Genomic DNA, 18813 nt, shown 5'->3' on the forward strand with positions numbered 1-18813 from the left:
GCGCAGGGGTCGCGCGGCGAGAGTTCGAGCGACACTGCTGCAAAGAGAAGGGGGTTCGCTTGTGACGAACCCCCTTAGTGTACGCGTTGTCCATGCGTACGAATAATCAGTGAAAGTCAGCTTTTAAGCTGTTTGAGCACCAACGCGGTCGCAACCGCGGCCTCGGCCGCCTCGACGCCCTTGTCCTCTTTCGATCCGGGGAGGCCTGCGCGGTCGAGCGCCTGCTGCTCGTCATCGACGGTGAGCACCCCGAAGCCGACCGGCTTTCCGGTCTCGATGGCGACTCGGGTGAGACCGTCGGTGGCCGCCGCGGAGACGTACTCGAAGTGCGGTGTGCCGCCGCGGATGATCACGCCGAGGGCGACGACCGCGTCCGCGCCGTTCTCAAGCGCGGCCTTCGCGACCACGGGCAGCTCAAAGCTGCCTGCGGTGCGCACCTCGGTGATCTCGACGTTCGCCGCCTGCAGCGCGCGGCGGGCGCCGCCGATGAGACCGTTCATGATCTCGGTGTGCCAGAGGCTTGCGACGACGGTGACCTTGAGGCCGGTGCCGTCGGAGGAAATGGTGGGGGCGCCGTGGCCGCTCATAGTGTGTGTCCGTTCTTCTCGCTGAGGTGAGCGTTCATGATCGTGTCGTCGGGGAGTTGATGACCCATCCGGTCGCGCTTGGCGGCCAGGTACCCCTGGTTGCGGTCGTCGAGGCCGACCATCAGTGGCACCCGCTCGGAGACCTGAATGCCCCGTTCCTCGAGCTGGCGCACCTTCTCGGGATTGTTGGTGAGCAGCTTGATCGACTTCAGGCCGTTGTCATGCAGCATGGCGACCGCGGCGGTGTAGTCACGGGAGTCCGCCGGCAGCCCGAGCGCGAGGTTCGCGTCGAGGGTGTCCAGCCCGTCCTCCTGCAGGCGGTAGGCACGGAGCTTGTTGATCAGGCCGATCCCGCGGCCCTCGTGGCCGCGCAGGTAGATCACCGCGCCGCCCTGGCTCTTCACCGTCTCCAGCGCGGCATCCAGCTGCGGACCGCACTCGCACTTCAGCGAGCCGAACGCCTCGCCGGTCAGGCACTCGGAGTGAACCCGCACCAGAGCGTCGTCCTTCAGCTCACCCGAGATGAACATGACGTGGTCGGCGCCGGTCTGTCGGTCGCGGTAAGCACGCACCCGGAAGTCGCCGTGCATGGTCGGCACCGTGGTTTCCACCTCGAAGTCGATTCGCAGCGACTCCGGGATCGAGTCCACGTTCTCGGTGCGCGGATCAGGGGAGGTCTCCAGGTACTCGATGAGTGCGCCGATAGTGACCACCGGGACGTCCTCGCGCTCGCCGAGAGCGATCAGGCCCGGCAGGCGCATCATTTCGCCGTCGTCGGCGACGATCTCGCTGATCGCGGCGACCGGGGTCAGGCCGGCGAGCTTCATCAGGTCTACGGATGCCTCGGTGTGCCCGTCGCGCTCGCGGACGCCGCCGTCCACGGCGCGCAGCGGCACGATGTGGCCCGGGCGGGACAGGCTGGCCGGAGTCGACTCCGGGTCGGCGAGCACGCGGAGGGTGTGCGCGCGGTCGGAGGCGCTGATGCCGGTCGACAGCCGGTTGGCCGCGTCGACGGTGATCGTGTACGCGGTCCCGCGCGGGTCCTCGTTGATGCTGACCATCGGCGGCAGCTGCAGCCGGTCGGCGATCTCGTTGGTCATCGGGGCGCAGATGAAGCCGGAGCTGACCCGCACCATCCAGGCCATCCACTCGCGGCTGGCGAGCTCCGCGGCGATTACGACGTCGCCCTCGTTCTCACGGCTTTCGTCGTCGACGACGATGACCGGGCGGCCGGCGCGCAGCGCGTTCAGGGCGGTGGGGATGTCGGTGAGGCTCATGCGTCACTCCGTTCGTTCTTTTCGCTGGTCGAGCTCGTCGCGACCCGGGTTTCGGACAGCGTCTCGACCGGGGGCAGCACGCCCAGGTCGACGAGCCGCAGCACGTGGCGGGCCAGGATGTCGGTCTCGATGTTCACTCGGTCGCCGACGACTCGCTCGCCGAGGGTGGTTGCGCTCAGGGTCTCGGGGATCAGCGACACCTCGAACCAGTCGCGGCCGATATTCGAGACCGTCAGCGAGATGCCGTCGATGGCGATTGAGCCCTTGGTGGTGACCAGCAACGCGAGTTCGGGGTTGAGGCTGAAGCGCAGCACTCGCCAGGCGTCGCCCTCGGTGATGCTCAGCAGTTCGCTGGTGCCGTCGATGTGGCCCTGCACGATGTGGCCTCCGAGCCGGTCGCCGACCGCGGCGGCGCGCTCGAGGTTGACCTTGCGGCCTGGCTGCACGCCATCGAGGGTGCTCATGGTCAGGGTCTGCGCCATCACATCCGCGGTGAACCAGTCGTCGCCCTGGTCGATGACGGTGAGGCAGACGCCGCTGACTGAGATGGAGTCGCCGTGCGAGGCGTCGCTGACGACGAGCGGGCCGCGCACGGTCAGGCGGCCGGCATCCGTCCCCTGCTCCCAGGCGAGGATCTCGCCGATTTCTTCGATGATTCCGGTGAACATTTAAAGCTGTCCTTCTTTCGGGCGAGCAGTGATGAGCAAGTCTTCGCCGAGCTGGTCGACGCGGTGGATGGTGAGTCGGCGGGCGTCGCCGATGGTGTCTACGCCGATCTCGCCGACGGCGGGCCGGCCGGCGCCGAGCAGTGCCGGCGCCAGATAGACGAGGTACTCGTCGACGAGGCCCGCTTCGATGAATCGGCTGGTCAGGGTGGGGCCGCCTTCGATGAACACGCGCCGGATGCCTCGGCTGCGGAGGTCGTCGAGCACGGTCTTCAGGTCCCGGGTTCCGGTCTCGAGCACACCCCGCGGGTGCTGCCGTAGCCGGGCGTTCTCGGGGACCGCGCGCTCGCCGATGACGACGGGGATGGGCTGGTGCTCCATGAGCTCGCCTGCGTCACCGCGTGCGGTCAGCGCCGGGTCGTCGGTGAGTACGGTGCCGGTGCCGACGAGGATCGCGTCCGCCTGTTCGCGCTGCTCGTGCACGCGCTGCCGGGCGGCAGTGCCGGTGATCCACTGGCTCGTGCCATCCGCGGCCGCTGCGCGACCGTCCAGGGTGGACGCCCATTTGGCGATCACGTACGGCCGGCCGAGGCGCATCGAGGTCAGCCAGGGGTGCAGGAATTGTTCGGCCTCGTCGGTGAGCACGCCACTTTCAACCTGGATGCCGGCTGCGCGCAAGCGGGCGGCACCGCCACTGGACTCGTTGCCCGGGTCGGCGACGGCGTAGACCACGCGGCTGATGCCGGCTTCGATGAGCGCCCCGGCGCAGGGACCCGTGCGGCCGGTGTGGTTGCAGGGCTCGAGGGTGACGACCGCGGTGAGGCCGGAGGCATCCGGAACCTTTGCGAGCGCATCGATCTCGGCGTGGGGAGTGCCCGCGCCGCGATGCCAGCCCTCGGCCACCATGACGCCGTCAGGGTCGAGCAGCACGCAGCCGACCTGAGGGTTGCCGCCGTGAGTCGGGCCGTGCGCGGCGAGGCTGAGCGCGTGCCGCATAGCCGCCTCGAGAGCGTCGCTCGTGATCATCCCGGTCCTTCCCTAAACGGGCTCCGGGGGTCGATTAGCGGTCGTGCGACCTGCGCGTGTGGACGCGCCGTGCTGCCTCCCATCCGGACTTTAACCGTCGGTCCCGGAATTCCACCGGATCGGCCCCCATAGGGAGGTTCGCGGACTATCACCGCCGGTTCGGACTCTCACCGACCCCGGAGCACGTTATTACTTCAACATTCAGCATACTCAAACGCGGTACGCGCGGACTTATTCCCGGGAGTGCGGATTTCTCCCCAGCAGACACCGAAACAAGCCCCTGTGAAGCGGTCTCCCGCTAACGTGTGCAGCGGAGCTGAGTATTTCTGTAGCTTTCGCTGAATCGTTCAGATGCTTGATCAAGCACCCGCCAGAGAAAGGCCCCCACTGTGACAGATGTGACAGACGCCCCCGACAAGACGTCGGCACCGAATCGGGCGAGGATGCTCGTCCTCAAGTCGATCGTCGCATCGGTGGTCGGCGCCGCTCTGGTGGCGGTGGTGTCTGTCTTGGTGGGAGAGTTCGGTTCCCTGTCGTGGCGGTTGCTCGGCACCGTGGTGCTGTTCATCCTGTTCTCGCTGATGAGCTGGTACGACGCCGAGGTGTCAGCGAAGCGCGCGACGTGGTTCGGCTTCGCCTCAGCCGGGATCTCGGTGTACCTGTTCGCGGCAGGAATGTTCAAGCTCTGGTTCCCGATCGCGTCGACCGGCCTGCTGGCAGACTTCCTCGCCTGGGGGTGGCTCGTGCTGGTCGCGCGCATCGCGCTGCTGCACGTGCACCTGCTGATCGTTCAGCAATCGAAGTTCGTTTCGCCGGTGATGAGCAGCGTCAACAAGGTGACGTTCGGCCTTGTCGTCATCCTCGCCGCGATGTTGTCTGTGCCGGCACTGCTGCCCGATCTGGAGCTCGGCGAGTTCTTCTGGCGCATCCTGTTCGCCGTGGCCATCCTCGACGTGCTGGGCACGGTGTTGATCCCGCTGGTCTATGTGCTGTTCCACCGCCCGGCGCGTCCGGCGCCGCAGCCGTACAACCCTGCTCACGCGCCTGGATACCTGCAGCAGGCGTACCCGCAGCCAGGTTCCCCGGCGCCGGTTGCACCGCAGGCGCCCGTCCCTGCCGCCGCTCCCGCTTACGGAGTGCCTGCGCCTCAGCCGACCTATGGCGTTCCCGCGACTCAGCCGACCTACGGTGTTCCTGCTCCTCAGCCGGCTTACGGTGTTCCTGCTCCTCAGCCGGCTTACGGTGTTCCTGCTCCTCAGCCGGCTTACGGTGTTCCTGCTCCTCAGCCGACTTACGGCGTGCCTGCTCCTCAGCCGGTTGCGCCTCAGCCCGTCGCTGCCGGAGGCTTCGTCGCTCCGGACGCCGCGGCGCCGGTGCCGCCCATCGAGGCACCTGTTGCCCCGGCGGCGCAGCCGATGCAGCTCGAGTGGCCGCGCTACACCAACGGCCAGCCGGTCCCCGCCCTACCGAACGGACTGCCTGACCTGAGTGCCCCGGCCGGGGGACTCGCCTGGCCCCGCTACGTCAACGGACAACCGGTTCCGGCGCTTCCGGACGGCAGCCCCGACCTGTCGGCAACCCTGCAGTAACCGGCAACCGCGCGCACTTACTCACACCATGCGCCGCTATATAGCACCGCATGGTGTGAGAAACACCGCATGTTCGCCGGCCCGTCCAGGACGGCGGACTAAACGTGGGTCAGTAGCCGAACAGCGCTGGCAGCTCAGAAAGTGACCGGATGACGCTGACCCGCGCCTCGCGCGCGGTTTCCAGTTCCACCGCCGACGCCGACCCGTCGCGGTCGATCCAGACGCCGGTGAGACCGGCCGCCGCTGCGCCGAGGGCGTCGGTGTGCAGACGATCACCGATGTAGGCGGCCTGCGATGCGGGCACATCGAACAATCCGCAGGCGTGATTGAAGATGCGCTCGTCGGGCTTGGCGTAACCGACCTCGCCCGACGCGATGACGTGTTCCAATCGTTCGGAAAGCCCAACCGCGGACAGTTTGCGCTGCTGGAATGCCAGGTCGCCGTTGGTGATCACCCCGAACCGCGCGCCAGGCATGGCGTCGAGGCTGGGAAGCGCATCGTCATGCAGGCGCCAGTTGCGCACGTATTCGACGACGAACGCGTCGAACCAGGCATCCGCTTCACTGTCTTCCAGTACGACGCCGAAGTGTTCGACGAAGGCCCGGGCGCGGGCGCGACGCTGCTCGAGGTAGGTCAGCTCGCCGGCCAGGTAACGGTGGTAGTGCTCCTCTTCGAGGGCGTGCCACCTGGCCGCTTCGAGCCGGTCGTCCGCCTCGGCGAACGGCGAGCCCAGCGTCCGCCGATGCGCGGCGATGCCGTCGATGACCGACGACCGGTGTGCGAACAACGTGTCGTCGAGATCGAACAGCACCACCTGGATTCGAGGAGTCGACGCGTCGGTCAGATCGGCCATGGCAATTCCTCCCCGGGTTCGTTTGTCAGTTCCGCGTGCCACGCCGGAGGGTGACCGCCGTCCCGGGCCGCGATTTCGGACGGGCCGACGCCGACGAACCGGAAGCCGGCATGTTGGGCAACCGTCGCTGAGCCGATGTTCCCGATGAAGCACTCCCACTTCACGGTGTGAGCGTCACCACCGAGGGCCCACTCGGAAACGAGCCGCAGGGCCTCGGTCATGTACCCCTGCCCGCGGTGCGGGGCGCCGATCCAGAACCCGACGTCCGCGACCCCTTGTTCGGATTGGTGGCGGAGCGAGATCACCCCCATCAGCGGCGATCCTTCACGCTCGCGCAGCGCCCAGGTGTACGCGTGATCCGAGGACCAGCCGTCCGGCACGTAGATGCCGACGAAGCTGACGGCGTCCTTCCATTGGTATGGCACCGGCACGGTGGTGAACCGCTGGATCTCCCGGTCCTGGCAGTACTCGAACACCCGCTTCGCATCGGCGACCACCGGAAAATCCAGTCGCAGCCGATCGGTGGCGAGCACGAAAGGCTTCATGCGCGGGGCAGGAAACCGACTGCGTCGTACACCGTGGTGAGGGTCTGCTCGGCGATCTCATTCGCGCGTGCCGCATTCCCGGCGAGCAGTCGGTCCAGTTCGGCCGGGTCGGCGAGCAGGTCGAGGGCACGTGCGCGGATGGGTTCGAAGACGGCAACGACCGCGTCCGCGACATCCTTCTTCAGGTCGCCGTAGCCGCGGCCTGCGTACTGCTCCTCGAGGGTGGGGACGTCGACGGAACTGAACGCGGAGAGGATTGTGAGCAGGTTCGAGACGCCCGGCTTGGCGCCGCGGTCGAAGCGGACCTCGGCATCAGTGTCGGTGACCGCCGACTTGATCTTCTTCGCCGTCTTGGTCGGCTCGTCGAGCAGCCAGAGGATGCCCTTCTCATTCTCAGCCGACTTCGACATCTTCCCTTCCGGGTTCTGCAGGTCGTAGATGCGCGCCGTGGAGGCCATGATCACTGGCTCCGGCACCACGAAAGTGTCGCCGAACCGCGAGTTGAAGCGGGTGGCGAGGTCGCGGGTGAGCTCGACGTGCTGCTTCTGGTCGTCGCCGACCGGCACCTTCGCGGCGTTGTAGAGCAGGATGTCGGCGGCCATCAGCGTTGGGTACGCGAACAGGCCGAGGGTGGTGGCATCCGTGCCGTACCGGGCGGACTTGTCCTTGAACTGGGTCATCCGGCTGGCCTCGCCGAACCCGGTGATGGTGTTCAGTACCCACGCGAGCTGCGCGTGCGCGGGCACGTGCGACTGCACGTACAGCGTCGACTTGGCCGGGTCGATGCCCGCCGCGATGTACTGCGCGGCGGTGCGCCGGGTCTGCTCGCGCAGCTGTGCCGGATCCTGCGGTACCGTGATGGCGTGCATGTCGACGACGCAGAACAGGGCCTCGTACTCGGCCTGCATCTGCTTCCACTGCAGCAGCGCCCCGACGTAGTTGCCTGCGTGGAGGCTGTCGGCTGAGGGCTGCATACCGGAGAACAGGCGAGTCATGCTCCCCATTCTTTCAGGACGGGCGGATGCCTCGTGCCGTAGTGCTCCGCCGCCCCGCGGGTCGAGCTTGCCGAGACCGGCCTTGACAGGCTCGACCAGCGGGAGGGGCGGGGTCAGATCTCGTAGTCGACTACGACCGGGGTGTGGTCGGACCAGCGCTGGTCGTAGGCCGGTGCCCGGTCCACCGAGTAGGCGCTGACCGTGGCAGCCAGCTCCGGGGTGGCCAGCTGGTAGTCGATCCGCCATCCGCTGTCGTTGTCGAACGCCTTGCCGCGCCAGCTCCACCAGGTGTACGGCCCGTCGACCTCGCCTGCCCACTGCCGGCCGACGTCGACCCAGCCGAGGCCGGGGCCGGTGGAACCGTCTGCGCCCTCGACGGGCTCGCCGGCAGCGCCGACGAACCGGTCGAAGTAGGCGCGCTCCTCGGGCAGGAATCCGGCCCGTTTGACGTTGCCCTTCCAGTTTTTGATGTCGAACTTGGTGTGGCCAACGTTCAGGTCGCCGAGCACGACGGCGTACTTGGAATGCCGGGCGAGCTCCGGCAGCCGCGCGTGCATCGCGTCGAGGAACTTGAACTTCTCGTCCTGCTTGGCCGTACCCACCTCGCCGGAGTGCACGTAGGTGCTGACGACCGTGATCAGCGCACCGTCGTCCAGCTCGTAGTCCGCCTCGAGCCAGCGGCCCGCGGTATCGAACTCGGGTTCGCCCAGGTCGACCCGGTGGATGGAGGCACGGTGACGGCTGGCGATCGCGACCCCGGCGCGGCCCTTCGCGGTCGCCGGGTCGTGCAGGATGTCCCATTCCTCGCCGAGCAGCTGCTGCAGGTCTTCGGTGGAGGCGCGCACCTCCTGAATGGCGAGGATGTCGACATCCCGGCCGTCAAGCCATTCGCCCATCCCCTTGCGGTAGGCGGCGCGGATTCCGTTGACGTTGATGGTGGCGATGCGGAGGGGCGTAGGCATCCCACCAGTTTAGGAAGAGCCTCCGTCATCCCCGGACCGCCCATGCCCCGACCGCCGCCCATCCTGTGACCGCACAGTCCACCGCAGCCAGCGCGGCACGAGGTTGCGTGCCTCGCGTTCAATGCGCTCCTGCTCGTCCCGCTCCCGGGCCCGATTGGCGGCGGCAATGGCCGGGTCGGCGATCAGCCCACGATCGTTCATCCCGACCGCGATCCACGCGGACCCGATCAGGATCACCTGGCAGACCAGGTTGAACCAGATGAGCAGGCCGATGATCACCACGAACGAGGCCAGCAGCGGGTTCCGCCCGGCGCCGCCGAGTAACACCGTCCCGAGCACCTTGAGCGCGCCGAGGCCTGCTGCCGCGAGCACGGAGCCCGCAATCAGCCGTCGGATCGGGATCTTCAGCCCCGACAGCACCCGGTACAACACCGCGAGGGTCGACGCGTCCAGCACGAACATCAGCGCCAGCCCGGTGATGCGGGTGAGCACCGTGGCCACCACCGACTCGGACAGGCCGACAAACCCGAGCGCCCAGTCCAATGCGGCAGTCGACCCGACCGACAGCGTGGCCGAAACCAGCACTGCGACCCCGAATCCGATCGCGAGCCCGAGGTCTTTGACTTTCAGCAGCAGGAACGAGGTGCTCGGCTCGGAAGCGTCGAAGATCTGCCGCACCGCTGACCGGCCGGAGCCGAGCCAACCGAGGGCGGTGATGAGCAGACCGATGGCGGCGATGACACCGCTCCAGCCGAGGATCTGCGCGTCAAGCAGCAGATCCACCTCGATCGCACCATTGCCGGATCCGTCGTCGATCAACCCGGGCACCGACACCGCCAGCAGTTGGATGAGCGCGTCCTGCACCGCGGGATTTCCGGCGATGACCAAGCCGGCGACAGCGAACGCCAACCACAGTCCGGCGAACACGGCGAACAGCGCCTGATACGAGAGGCCCGCGGCGAGGATCGGGCCACGGTGCGCCGAGTAAAGCATGAATACCCGCACCGGACGCCACCGCTGCACCCTGGCGATCAGGCCGGCGATCCCAGTCGGATGCCCGGGAGTCTCAGCCATGCCGTCAGCCTATCGGCGCCCTCGATAGGCTGACGGCCATGGAACTGCAGGGGGTCGGCGTCGGGCAGGCGGTCGCCGTCGGGCCGGTGCTGCGGATGCCGGACCCGCTGCCGGAACCGCCGGACGCCCAGCACGCCGGAGACGCCGCCACCGAGAACGCCGCGGTGGGGGAGGCGCTCGCCGCCGTCGCCGCCGAACTCACCGCCCGCGGCGAACAGGCCGGCGGCCCGGCCAGGGCGGTGCTGGACGCCGCCGCGCTGATGGCGCAGGACCCGATGCTGGTCGATGACATCACCGCCCGGGTGAACGCGGGCTCCACCGGAGAACGCGCGGTGTTCGACGCCTTCGCCACCTTCCAGCAGTTGCTGATCGGGATGGGCGGTTACATGGCCGAGCGCGCCGCCGACCTCGGCGACGTGGCACAGCGGGTGATCGCCCAGTTGCGCGGCGTTCCCGCTCCGGGCGTGCCCCAGAGCGACATCCCGTTCATCCTGGTCGCCGCTGACCTCGCCCCCGCCGACACCGCGCTGCTCGATCTGGGCAAGGTGCTCGCGCTGGTCACGCGAGATGGTGGGCCGACCAGTCACACCGCGATCCTCGCCCGGGCAAAGTCGATCCCGGCGATTGTCGGCGTCGAGGGTGCCATGCAGTTGACCGACGGCACGATGATCGTCGCGGACGCGGCATCCGGAACCGTCACCGTGGACCCGTCCGACGAGCAGATCGCGCACGCCCGGCGCCGGATCGCCGAACGCGCGGCACTCGTGAGCGCACCGATCAGCGACGGTGCGCTGGCGGACGGCACCCCGGTGCCGCTGCTCGCCAACCTCGGGAACCTCGACGAGATCCCCGCCGCCGTGGACCTCGGCGCGGAGGGAGTCGGCCTGTTCCGCACCGAGTTCCTCTTCCTCGGCGCACAGACCGCGCCCAGCGTCGCCAGCCAGCAGGCCAGCTACTCGAAGCTGCTCGAGGCGTTTGCGGGCAGGAAGGTCGTGGTGCGTGCGCTCGACGCCGGCGCCGACAAGCCGCTCGCGTTCCTCAGCGACGTTCACCAGCCCGAGACGCACGAGCAGAACCCGGCGCTCGGGCTCCGCGGCCTGCGGGTGCTGCGGGTGCGCGAGGAGGTGCTGCGCGACCAGCTGAAGGCTTTGAAGGCGGCGCAGGATGCCACGAACGCCGAGCTCTGGGTGATGGCGCCGATGGTCGCCGACGTCGAGGAGACCGAGTACTTCGTGCGGCTGGGCCGTGAGCTCGGGCTGAACACCGTCGGGGTGATGGCTGAGGTGCCGAGCCTCGCGCTGATGGCCGAGCAGGTGCTCGAATCCGCCGATTTCGTCTCGATCGGCACCAACGACCTGACCCAGTACACGCTCGCCGCGGACCGGATGCTCGGCACCGTGGCGCAGTACCAGGACCCGTGGCATCCGGCTGTGCTGCGCATGATCAAGCTGCTCGGCGACGCCGGCGCTGCCAGAGGGAAGCCGGTGGGCGTGTGCGGTGAGGCTGCCGCCGACCCGCAACTGGCGGTCGTGCTGGTCGGTCTCGGGGTGACGACGCTGTCGATGACGCCGGCGGCGCTCGCCGACGTGCGGGCCGAACTCGCGACGGTCACCCTCGAGCGGGCGCGGACGCGGGCATCCGCAGCCCTGTCCGCCCGCACCGCCGCCGACGCGCGCGCGGCCGCCGCTGCCTTGTAGCGGTCGGCTCGCATGGGCTTCTAGCGGTCGGTCCGCAAGGGCGTGGCCGCGGGCGCAGCTGTGCGGTGAGCTTGGCGCTAGTGTTTAGGCCCCGCGCGCGCGAAGAACCACTAGCGCCGAGCCGATTCACTGGCGCCAGTGGTGCAGGGGCTGTGCCGCGGCCCGCGCGTCCGGCGGACGGCAGCGCCCACCGGGATAAACCTGACTTTTCGCAGCGACGCCCTTCCCAGGGTGCTTGCCCTGTGCAACGGTGTCAGTAACGACGTGACGACGCCCATTGGGGGGGTGAGTGCGATGCCGCAGGCGAGGCAGTCCGGCTCCTCTGTGCTGAGCCTCGTGCTCGCGTCGCTCGGAGTGGCGCTCGGCTGGTTCGTTCTCACCGTCATTCTCGGCGCAGGTACCGCGCACGCTGCCGATGACCGGCGCGGTGATCCGTCCACACCGGTCGGGTCGGGACCGGCTGCGCCGACCAATCTCGTGACTTCGCTCGTTTCGCCCGGCAGCGAAGCTGTTGCGCCGAAGGTCACTGTGGTGGTCGACCTGGTCGACCCGGTCGCTGAGACGGCGACCGCTCTGATCGAGCCCGTCGCGCCGGTCGTCACCCCCGTGATCGAGCCGATCGCCGCGCCAATTGCGCCCGTCGTCGGTAGTGTGCTCGAGCCCGCGGTCGGCAGTGTGCTCGAGCCCGTGGAGCCGCTCGTTGAAGCCGCCATTGCGCCGCTCGCACCGCTCGTCCAGACGGTCACACGACCGGCTACGCCGATTCTCGAGCCAGTAGTCGACACGCTCGTGACGACGGTTGAGCCCGGATTCGACTCGGTCGGCATCTCCGTCGCGCAGGCCGGGCTCACTTCCGAGGCGGCGCAGTTCGCGCTCGCGTCATCGACGAGCACCCAGTGGCCGCGTCCGTTCACCTCGACGGACTCGTCAGATCCCCCACTCACCGCGGCTCCGGAGTCACCTTCGACGGAGCCGCCGGTCGGCGCACCCGTGGCCGGCGCCACAGCGTCGGCTTCCGGCGGCGGTGCGCCGCCCGCGGTTGGCGCGGACACGCTGTCCGCGGCATCCGTGCACCAAGTTCCTGGTATTCCCTCGCGCGACAACGCGCTGCCACCCGTTCCCACTTTCGATCCCGGTTCCACTCCCGATTGACCGCTGCCTGCCGCCGTTCACCGGCGGAAAGCAGTTCACGAATGGCCAATCGAAATGGAGTAGAACCATGCAGAAAATCATCTCCAGGGGGCTCTACGGCCTCCTGTTCGCCGGCGGCATCACGCTGCTCGGCGCGACGGCGGCGAATGCCGTCGACACCACCGGCGAGGACGGCATCGCCTCGGGCAACCTCATTGAGGCGCCGGTCACCGTTCCGGTCACGCTGGATGGCAACGCCATCAGCCTGATCGGCGACTCGACCGCCAACGGCGGCCGTGCCGCATCCTCACCGACCATCGCGGCGCCGACCGACGACGCCTCCACCACGTCAGGTGAGGACGGGATCGGCTCGGGCAACGTGGTGTCGCCGGATGTCGTGGCTCCGGTCGGTGTGACCGGCAACTCGATCACCCTGATCGGTGACTCGAGCGCGACGAGCTCGTCCGATGCGGTCGCCGCTCCGGTGGCGCCCAACGGCGACGCGGCGGCCACGAACGGCGACGACGGCATCGCCTCCGGCAACCTGGTGGCGCCGGATGTCGCCGCCTCGGTGGGTGTGACCGGCAACTCGATCACGCTGATCGGTGACTCGCGTGCGATGGGCTCGTCCGGTGAGGAGTCGGCGGATGCGGCTCCTGTCACTCGCAAGGGCGAGGCGGCAGCCATGAGCGGCGAGGACGGCATCGCTTCCGGCAACCTGGTCTCGCCCGGCATGACAGCGCCGGTCCAGGTCACGGGTAACGCGATTGCAGCGCTCGGCGATTCCATACTGGGCAAGCCGGCCGTCAGCGAATCGACTGAGCCCTCCCAGTCGGGCAAGGCGGAGCGGTCCGCGCCTGGCAAGGCGGCGACATCCGATGAGGGCAAGGCGGAGGCATCCGATGACGGCATCGTTTGGAGGGGTCCGGTGTCCTTGATCGGCCAGCCGAACGCGTCCGACGTGACGGTCGGCGCAGTCGTGTCGGAACGTCATGCGGGGTCCGATCCGGTCGCGACCAGTCCGGATGCGACCGGCCCGGGCGCGATCGACTCGAATGCCACCCCGCCCGCGCTTGCGCCGTGTGACATCAGCGTCGCCGGATCGGCTGGGGCCGTGCTCGCGTCGGCAACGACTCCGACCGGCACCAGCCCGGCGGAGATGCTCTTGCTGGTGATGGCACTGGTGTTCGGTGGTGCCACCGCAGGCCTGCTGTGGAAGGTGAACCGGATGTAGCAACGACGAAGGCGCCGGGAGCCTTGCGGCTTCCGGCGCCTTCGCGCGGTACTCGATGACTGGGTCGGGCTAGACCTTGCCGGTCATCATCGCCTGCTTGACCTCGGCGATGGCCTGGGTCACCTGGATGCCGCGGGGGCAAGCCTCGGTGCAGTTGAAGGTGGTGCGGCAACGCCACACGCCTTCCTTGTCGTTCAGGATGTCGAGGCGGGTCTTCGCTTCCTCATCGCGGGAGTCGAAGATGAACCGGTGCGCGTTGACGATCGCGGCCGGACCGAAGTACTGACCGTCGGTCCAGAACACCGGGCAGCTCGAGGTGCACGCGGCGCAGAGGATGCACTTGGTGGTGTCGTCGAACTTCGCGCGCTCGGCGACCGACTGGATGCGCTCCTTCTCGGGCTTCGACGAAGCCTGCAGGAACGGCTGGATCTCGCGGTACGACTGGAAGAACGGCTCCATGTCGACGATGAGGTCCTTCTCCAGCGGCAGGCCCTTGATGGCCTCGACGTAGATCGGCTGCGAGATGTCGAGATCCTTGATCAGCGTCTTGCAGGCCAGGCGGTTGCGGCCGTTGATCCGCATCGCGTCCGAGCCACAGATGCCGTGTGCACAGCTGCGGCGGAACGACAGCGAGCCGTCGACATCCCACTTGATCTTGTGCAGCGCGTCGAGGATGCGGTCGGTCGGGTACATCTCGACGTCGTAGTCCACCCAGCGCGGTTCTTCGTCGACCTCGGGGTCGAACCGGCGGATGATCAGCGTGACCGTGAAGGACTGAATGACCTCGACGGGGGCTTCGGCTGCCTCGCTCATGACTAGTACTTCCTTTCCATGGGCTGGTAGCGGGTGATGACCACGGGCTTCCAATCCAGTCGAATGTGGTCGGCGGCATCCGCCGACTTACGGTCGCCGGTCAGATACGCCATCGTGTGCTTCATGTAGTTCTCGTCGTCGCGGTCAGGATAGTCGTCGCGCATGTGGCCTCCGCGAGACTCCTTGCGGTTCCGGGCGGAGAACACGACCACCTCGGCGAGGTCAAGCAGGAAGCCGAGTTCGACGGCCTCAAGCAGGTCGGTGTTGAACCGCTTGCCCTTATCCTGCACCGACACGTGGCGGTAACGCTCACGCAGTCCGTGGATGACCTCGGTCACCTGGGCCAGCGACTCGTCGGTGCGGAACACCTGCGCGTTGCGGTCCATCGACTCCTGCAGTTCCTTGCGCAGCACAGAGACGCGCTCGGTCCCGGTCGAGTCACGCAGGGCGGCGAGGGATTCGCGCACGTTCTTCGCCGGGTCATCCGGCAGCGGAACCCAGTCGGCGTCCTTCACGTATGCGACCGCGTTGTTGCCGGCGCGCTTGCCGAACACGTTGATGTCGAGCAGCGAGTTGGTGCCCAGGCGGTTCGAGCCGTGCACCGAAACGCAGGCGCACTCGCCTGCGGCGTACAGGCCGGGCACGACCGTGTCGTTGTCCTGCAGCACCTCGGCGTTGACGTTGGTCGGGATGCCGCCCATCGCGTAGTGCGCGGTCGGCATAACCGGCACCGGCTCGGTGACCGGGTCGACGCCGAGGTAGGTGCGGGCGAACTCGGTGATGTCGGGCAGCTTAGTCTCCAGAACCTCGGCACCGAGGTGCGTGCAGTCCAGGTAGACGTAGTCCTTGTTCGGTCCGGCGCCGCGGCCCTCGGCCACCTCTTGGACCATGCAGCGGGCGACGATGTCACGCGGGGCGAGGTCCTTGATGGTGGGCGCGTAACGCTCCATGAAGCGTTCACCGCTGGCGTTGCGAAGGATCGCACCTTCACCGCGCGCACCTTCGGTGAGCAGGATGCCGAGACCGGCGAGTCCGGTCGGGTGGAACTGGAAGAACTCCATGTCCTCGAGCGGCAGGCCCTTGCGCCAGATGATGCCGACGCCGTCGCCGGTCAGGGTGTGCGCGTTCGAGGTGGTCTTGAAGACCTTGCCGAAGCCGCCGGTGGCGAAGATGACAGCCTTCGCCTGGAAGACGTGGATGTCCCCGGTCGACAGCTCGTAGGCGACCACGCCGGCCGGCTTGCCGTCGTTCATAACGAGGTCGAGCACGTAGAACTCGTTGAAGAAGTTGATGCCGTGCTTGACGCAGTTCTGGTACAGCGTCTGCAGGATCATGTGCCCGGTGCGGTCGGCGGCGTAGCAGGCGCGGCGCACCGGGGTCTTGCCGTGGTCGGCGGTGTGGCCGCCGAAGCGACGCTGGTCGATCTTGCCGTCCGGCGTGCGGTTGAACGGAAGGCCCATGTTCTCGAGGTCGAGGACCGCGTCGATGGCCTCCTTCGCAAGAATCTCGGCGGCATCCTGGTCGACCAGGTAGTCGCCACCCTTGACGGTGTCGAAGGTGTGCCACTCCCAGCTGTCTTCCTCGACGTTCGCGAGCGCGGCGGCCATGCCGCCCTGCGCTGCGCCGGTGTGCGACCGGGTCGGGTACAGCTTCGAAATCACGGCGGTCTTAGCTTGGGGACCTGCCTCGATGGCGGCGCGCATGCCGGCACCGCCGGCACCCACGATCACGATGTCGAACTGGTGGTAGTGCACCCCGTCGACAATCGATCCGTCTTCGAATTCAGGCATTACAGGTCTCCACAGAAGCTAGGCAGCAGGTCCAGCTGGTCGGCTGATACAGGCGGGCAGGGGTCGAAGGTGAACACGACGAGGGTGCCGAGGATGATCAGCACCGCGGCGGCCGCGCCGATCGCGCCGACCAGGATGCGGCGGACGGTCTCGTTGCGGGTGTAGTCGTTCACGAGGGTGCGCATACCGTTCGAGCCGTGGATCAGCGCGAGCCACAGCATCAGCACGTCCCACCACTGCCAGAACGGGTTCGCCAGCTTGCCGCCGACGAAGCCGAAGTCGATCGCGTTGATGCCCTCGCCGAGCATGAGGTTCCAGAACAGGTGGCCGAAGATCAGCACGACCAGGACGACGCCCGAGGCGCGCATGTAGATCCAGCCCCACTTTTCCCAGTTCACGCCCTTACGGCGCACTCCACGGGTGGATCGGGGGGATTCGATTGCAGTAGACATGTCGGTCCCTCCCTTAGTGGCTGAAGACGTTGATCAGGTGGCGCGGGGTGAAGGCCAGCATCGTGATCACCGAGAGGGCGATGACGATCCAGAACATCACGCGGTGGTACTTGGTACCGCCCGCCCAGAAGTCGATCAGGATGATGCGCAGGCCATTGAAGGCGTGGAACACGATCGCGGCGACCAGGGCAACCTCACCGAGGCCCATGATGGGCGTCTGGTAGGCGCCGATGACCGCGTTGTAGGCCTCCGGGCTGACCCGCACCAGTGCGGTGTCGAGCACGTGCACCAAGAGGAAGAAGAAGATCGCAACCCCGGTGATGCGGTGCAGTACCCACGACCACATGCCTTCGCGGCCGCGGTACAGGGTGCCTGCGGGTCGCTGCGGAGGTGAAATCTTAGGAACGGAGCGCCCGGACGGCGATGCCGCCAGGGCTTCGGCCGATGTCTCTGGCACGACGGAACCCTCCTTGTTCGCGGTCGCTGATCCACGGCGACCCTCATTGCGGTTCGATTCGCGAACCTAGATCAGTCTATTGCTCGCTCAATGAGGGCGCTGGTTAGGGATACCTAACTAGCTCGACATCGAGACACTTCTGGCCGCTCTGGTCAGCGAGCCGGGGCAGCCCCGACACAAAGTCCTCCATTCGCGCTGGACCCGCGTCCGAGAGTGGAGTCCGACATCCGGAATGGAGGAAGCTCCGGCATCCGCCCGCAAAAACTCCTCCATATCGTGCTGATCCGCGAAAGAGTCCTCCCTTGTGGAAGGCGCCTCGCGGAAATGGGGGAGTTTCGCCGTGGTGATGTCGCCAACTGAGGACTGCCTGCGCCACGCCGCGCACTAGAGCCAACCGGCGCGGTGTGGCGCCGCAGATCCTTTGTTAGCGACACGTCCGAGCGATCCCCAGGGCGAGCGACGCGTCGAGGTGGGTTCTAGTGCGGTGAGCGGCTTCCGAAGAGGCGCAAACTCGCGCGCGCTCCCATACCTGCGGGAATCGGCGGACGGATCCGCGGACGGATCAGCGGACGGATCCGCGGACGGATCAGCGGACGCTGACGGCCTTCCTCGCGACGACCGACTCGTAGTGACCGACGAGCTCGCCGCAGATGCTCGCCCAGGTCTTGCCGAGCACCGCACGGCGACCTGCTTCGCCCATCCGGGCGCGCAGGACATCATCGGCAACCAGCGTCTGGACCTGGGACCGCAGCATCCGCTCGTCGTCCGGCTCGAACAGGAACCCGTTCGCGCCGTGGTCGATCAAGTCGATCGGTCCACCGGCCCGAGGGGCGATCACCGGGACGCCGCTGGCGTGCGCTTCCTGCAGGGTCTGCCCGAAGGTCTCTTCGCTGCCGGTGTGCACGAACACGTCGAAGCTGGCGTACGCGGCGGCAAGCTGGCGGCCGCCGAGCGGGCCGAGATAGGTCACCGGCATGCCGTGCAGTGCACGCTGCACGTTGGGCATTGAGGGGCCGTCGCCGACCAGGGCGAGGCGGATGCCGGGAAGCCCGCGCAGCGCGCGCAGGCGTTCGATCTGCTTCTCGGGCGCGAACCGGCCGACGTACCCGATCACCAATTCGCTGTGCGGGGCCAACTGGTCGCGCAGCTGGATGGCGTCGGCGGCAAGCCGGTTGTTCGGGTGGTAGGTGGCGACATCCACTCCGCGGCCCCAACGGCCGAGCCGCTCCACGCCGACGCGCTGCAGGTCGGCCATCGACGCGGTCGACGGGGCGAGGGTGAGATCGGCGCCCTCATGAATCCACTTGACGACTCGCCAGGCGAACTTCTCGGCGGCGGCAAGCCGGTTGCGGCGGGCGTAGCCGGCGACATCCGTCTGGAAGATCGCGACGGACGGGATGCCGAGCTTGCGGCCAGCGGCGATCGCCTGCGCACCAAGCAGAAAAGGGGATGCGGCGTGGATGACATCCGGCGCGAAATCGGCGATCAGGCGTTGCAACTGCAGGTTGGGCAGCCCGACCGGGAACTGCCGGTAAGCGATCGCCGGGACCTCGTGCACCGGGAACCCGGCGTAGGCGGCGGGTGCACCCGCGGCCGGGACGATGACCATCGCCTCGTGGCCTTCGGCGGCGAGGTGGTCGAGCACCTTGCGCACGCTGGTGGTCAC

General features: G+C 67.8%; 18 protein-coding genes and 1 riboswitch. Of the genes, 4 read left to right on the top strand and 14 right to left on the bottom strand.

Annotated features, from left to right (window positions below; translation table 11 throughout):
- Nucleotides 1-116: 116 nt before the first annotated feature.
- From ribH to ribD, 4 genes are read right to left on the bottom strand one after another with little or no spacing between them, the layout of a single operon-like run.
- Nucleotides 117-587: a 6,7-dimethyl-8-ribityllumazine synthase gene (ribH, locus tag GO591_RS01925; RefSeq protein WP_157155258.1), complete on the bottom strand. Its 471-nt coding sequence runs from the start codon at nt 585-587 to the stop codon at nt 117-119.
- Nucleotides 584-1864, bottom strand: a complete 1281-nt coding sequence (ribB, locus tag GO591_RS01930) for a 3,4-dihydroxy-2-butanone-4-phosphate synthase (RefSeq protein ID WP_157155259.1) — start codon at nt 1862-1864, stop codon at nt 584-586. Before ribB ends, ribH begins: the two co-directional genes overlap by 4 nt.
- Nucleotides 1861-2532, bottom strand: a complete 672-nt coding sequence (locus GO591_RS01935) for a riboflavin synthase (RefSeq protein WP_157155260.1) — start codon at nt 2530-2532, stop codon at nt 1861-1863. The genes ribB and GO591_RS01935 overlap by 4 nt, the downstream gene beginning before the upstream one ends.
- Complete coding sequence (gene ribD / locus GO591_RS01940; protein WP_157155261.1) at nt 2533-3555, bottom strand: bifunctional diaminohydroxyphosphoribosylaminopyrimidine deaminase/5-amino-6-(5-phosphoribosylamino)uracil reductase RibD; 1023 nt, start codon at nt 3553-3555, stop codon at nt 2533-2535.
- A 66-nt stretch (nt 3556-3621) separates the two neighbouring features.
- A riboswitch (FMN riboswitch) is annotated at nt 3622-3743 on the bottom strand.
- A 201-nt stretch (nt 3744-3944) separates the two neighbouring features.
- Between ribD and GO591_RS01945 the strand changes: the two genes are divergently transcribed.
- On the top strand, nt 3945-5144 hold the full coding sequence (locus GO591_RS01945) for a hypothetical protein (RefSeq protein ID WP_157155262.1): 1200 nt from the start codon (nt 3945-3947) through the stop codon (nt 5142-5144).
- A gap of 109 nt (nt 5145-5253) precedes the next feature.
- On the opposite strand, the gene GO591_RS01950 is transcribed toward GO591_RS01945, so the two are convergent.
- The 5 genes from GO591_RS01950 to GO591_RS01970 form a co-directional block, all read right to left on the bottom strand.
- Nucleotides 5254-5997 (bottom strand): HAD family hydrolase, encoded by a 744-nt coding sequence (locus tag GO591_RS01950; protein WP_157155263.1) that lies wholly within the window; start codon nt 5995-5997, stop codon nt 5254-5256.
- Nucleotides 5985-6542: a GNAT family N-acetyltransferase gene (locus GO591_RS01955; protein ID WP_157155264.1), complete on the bottom strand. Its 558-nt coding sequence runs from the start codon at nt 6540-6542 to the stop codon at nt 5985-5987. Before GO591_RS01955 ends, GO591_RS01950 begins: the two co-directional genes overlap by 13 nt.
- Nucleotides 6539-7546, bottom strand: coding sequence for a tryptophan--tRNA ligase (gene trpS, locus GO591_RS01960; RefSeq protein WP_157155265.1), 1008 nt, complete (start codon nt 7544-7546; stop codon nt 6539-6541). Before trpS ends, GO591_RS01955 begins: the two co-directional genes overlap by 4 nt.
- A 104-nt stretch (nt 7547-7650) precedes the next feature.
- Entirely contained in the window at nt 7651-8499 is an 849-nt protein-coding gene (locus tag GO591_RS01965) for an exodeoxyribonuclease III (RefSeq protein WP_157155266.1), read from the bottom strand.
- Between the two features lie 9 nt (nt 8500-8508).
- The gene (locus GO591_RS01970; RefSeq protein ID WP_157155267.1) at nt 8509-9573 is read right to left on the bottom strand and encodes a YihY/virulence factor BrkB family protein; all 1065 of its coding nucleotides are present in this window, start codon (nt 9571-9573) and stop codon (nt 8509-8511) included.
- A 38-nt stretch (nt 9574-9611) separates the two neighbouring features.
- On the opposite strand from GO591_RS01970, the gene ptsP reads away from it, so the two are divergent.
- From ptsP to GO591_RS01985, 3 genes are all read left to right on the top strand, one after another.
- Nucleotides 9612-11270, top strand: a complete 1659-nt coding sequence (ptsP, locus tag GO591_RS01975) for a phosphoenolpyruvate--protein phosphotransferase (protein ID WP_157155268.1) — start codon at nt 9612-9614, stop codon at nt 11268-11270.
- Between the two features lie 264 nt (nt 11271-11534).
- Nucleotides 11535-12422 (top strand): hypothetical protein, encoded by an 888-nt coding sequence (locus GO591_RS01980; RefSeq protein ID WP_157155269.1) that lies wholly within the window; start codon nt 11535-11537, stop codon nt 12420-12422.
- A 67-nt stretch (nt 12423-12489) separates the two neighbouring features.
- The gene (locus GO591_RS01985) at nt 12490-13635 is read left to right on the top strand and encodes a chaplin family protein (protein WP_157155270.1); all 1146 of its coding nucleotides are present in this window, start codon (nt 12490-12492) and stop codon (nt 13633-13635) included.
- A gap of 69 nt (nt 13636-13704) precedes the next feature.
- Here GO591_RS01985 and GO591_RS01990 read toward each other — a convergent pair whose 3' ends face one another.
- The 5 genes from GO591_RS01990 to GO591_RS02010 all read right to left on the bottom strand — a co-directional run bounded on the left by GO591_RS01990 (nt 13705) and on the right by GO591_RS02010 (nt 18813).
- The gene (locus GO591_RS01990) at nt 13705-14448 is read right to left on the bottom strand and encodes a succinate dehydrogenase iron-sulfur subunit (protein WP_157155271.1); all 744 of its coding nucleotides are present in this window, start codon (nt 14446-14448) and stop codon (nt 13705-13707) included.
- A gap of 2 nt (nt 14449-14450) precedes the next feature.
- Nucleotides 14451-16238, bottom strand: a complete 1788-nt coding sequence (gene sdhA / locus GO591_RS01995; RefSeq protein WP_157155272.1) for a succinate dehydrogenase flavoprotein subunit — start codon at nt 16236-16238, stop codon at nt 14451-14453.
- A complete protein-coding gene (locus GO591_RS02000) occupies nt 16238-16690 on the bottom strand; it encodes a succinate dehydrogenase hydrophobic membrane anchor subunit (protein WP_157155273.1) in 453 nt (150 codons plus the stop codon). The genes sdhA and GO591_RS02000 overlap by 1 nt, the downstream gene beginning before the upstream one ends.
- 13 nt (nt 16691-16703) lie before the next feature.
- Nucleotides 16704-17123: a succinate dehydrogenase, cytochrome b556 subunit gene (sdhC, locus tag GO591_RS02005; protein ID WP_255446937.1), complete on the bottom strand. Its 420-nt coding sequence runs from the start codon at nt 17121-17123 to the stop codon at nt 16704-16706.
- 610 nt (nt 17124-17733) lie between these two features.
- The gene (locus tag GO591_RS02010; protein ID WP_370455322.1) at nt 17734-18813 is read right to left on the bottom strand and encodes a glycosyltransferase family 4 protein; all 1080 of its coding nucleotides are present in this window, start codon (nt 18811-18813) and stop codon (nt 17734-17736) included.

The organism is Diaminobutyricimonas sp. LJ205 (assembly GCF_009755725.1).
Lineage (GTDB): Bacteria > Actinomycetota > Actinomycetes > Actinomycetales > Microbacteriaceae > Ruicaihuangia.

Coding starts and splice junctions, on each gene's coding strand:
- ribH (WP_157155258.1), bottom strand. CDS start 587: ATGAGCGGCCACGGCGCCCCCACCATTTCCTCCGACGGCACCGGCCTC.
- ribB (WP_157155259.1), bottom strand. CDS start 1,864: ATGAGCCTCACCGACATCCCCACCGCCCTGAACGCGCTGCGCGCCGGC.
- GO591_RS01935 (WP_157155260.1), bottom strand. CDS start 2,532: ATGTTCACCGGAATCATCGAAGAAATCGGCGAGATCCTCGCCTGGGAG.
- ribD (WP_157155261.1), bottom strand. CDS start 3,555: ATGATCACGAGCGACGCTCTCGAGGCGGCTATGCGGCACGCGCTCAGC.
- GO591_RS01950 (WP_157155263.1), bottom strand. CDS start 5,997: ATGGCCGATCTGACCGACGCGTCGACTCCTCGAATCCAGGTGGTGCTG.
- GO591_RS01955 (WP_157155264.1), bottom strand. CDS start 6,542: ATGAAGCCTTTCGTGCTCGCCACCGATCGGCTGCGACTGGATTTTCCG.
- trpS (WP_157155265.1), bottom strand. CDS start 7,546: ATGGGGAGCATGACTCGCCTGTTCTCCGGTATGCAGCCCTCAGCCGAC.
- GO591_RS01965 (WP_157155266.1), bottom strand. CDS start 8,499: ATGCCTACGCCCCTCCGCATCGCCACCATCAACGTCAACGGAATCCGC.
- GO591_RS01970 (WP_157155267.1), bottom strand. CDS start 9,573: ATGGCTGAGACTCCCGGGCATCCGACTGGGATCGCCGGCCTGATCGCC.
- ptsP (WP_157155268.1), top strand. CDS start 9,612: ATGGAACTGCAGGGGGTCGGCGTCGGGCAGGCGGTCGCCGTCGGGCCG.
- GO591_RS01985 (WP_157155270.1), top strand. CDS start 12,490: ATGCAGAAAATCATCTCCAGGGGGCTCTACGGCCTCCTGTTCGCCGGC.
- GO591_RS01990 (WP_157155271.1), bottom strand. CDS start 14,448: ATGAGCGAGGCAGCCGAAGCCCCCGTCGAGGTCATTCAGTCCTTCACG.
- sdhA (WP_157155272.1), bottom strand. CDS start 16,238: ATGCCTGAATTCGAAGACGGATCGATTGTCGACGGGGTGCACTACCAC.
- GO591_RS02000 (WP_157155273.1), bottom strand. CDS start 16,690: ATGTCTACTGCAATCGAATCCCCCCGATCCACCCGTGGAGTGCGCCGT.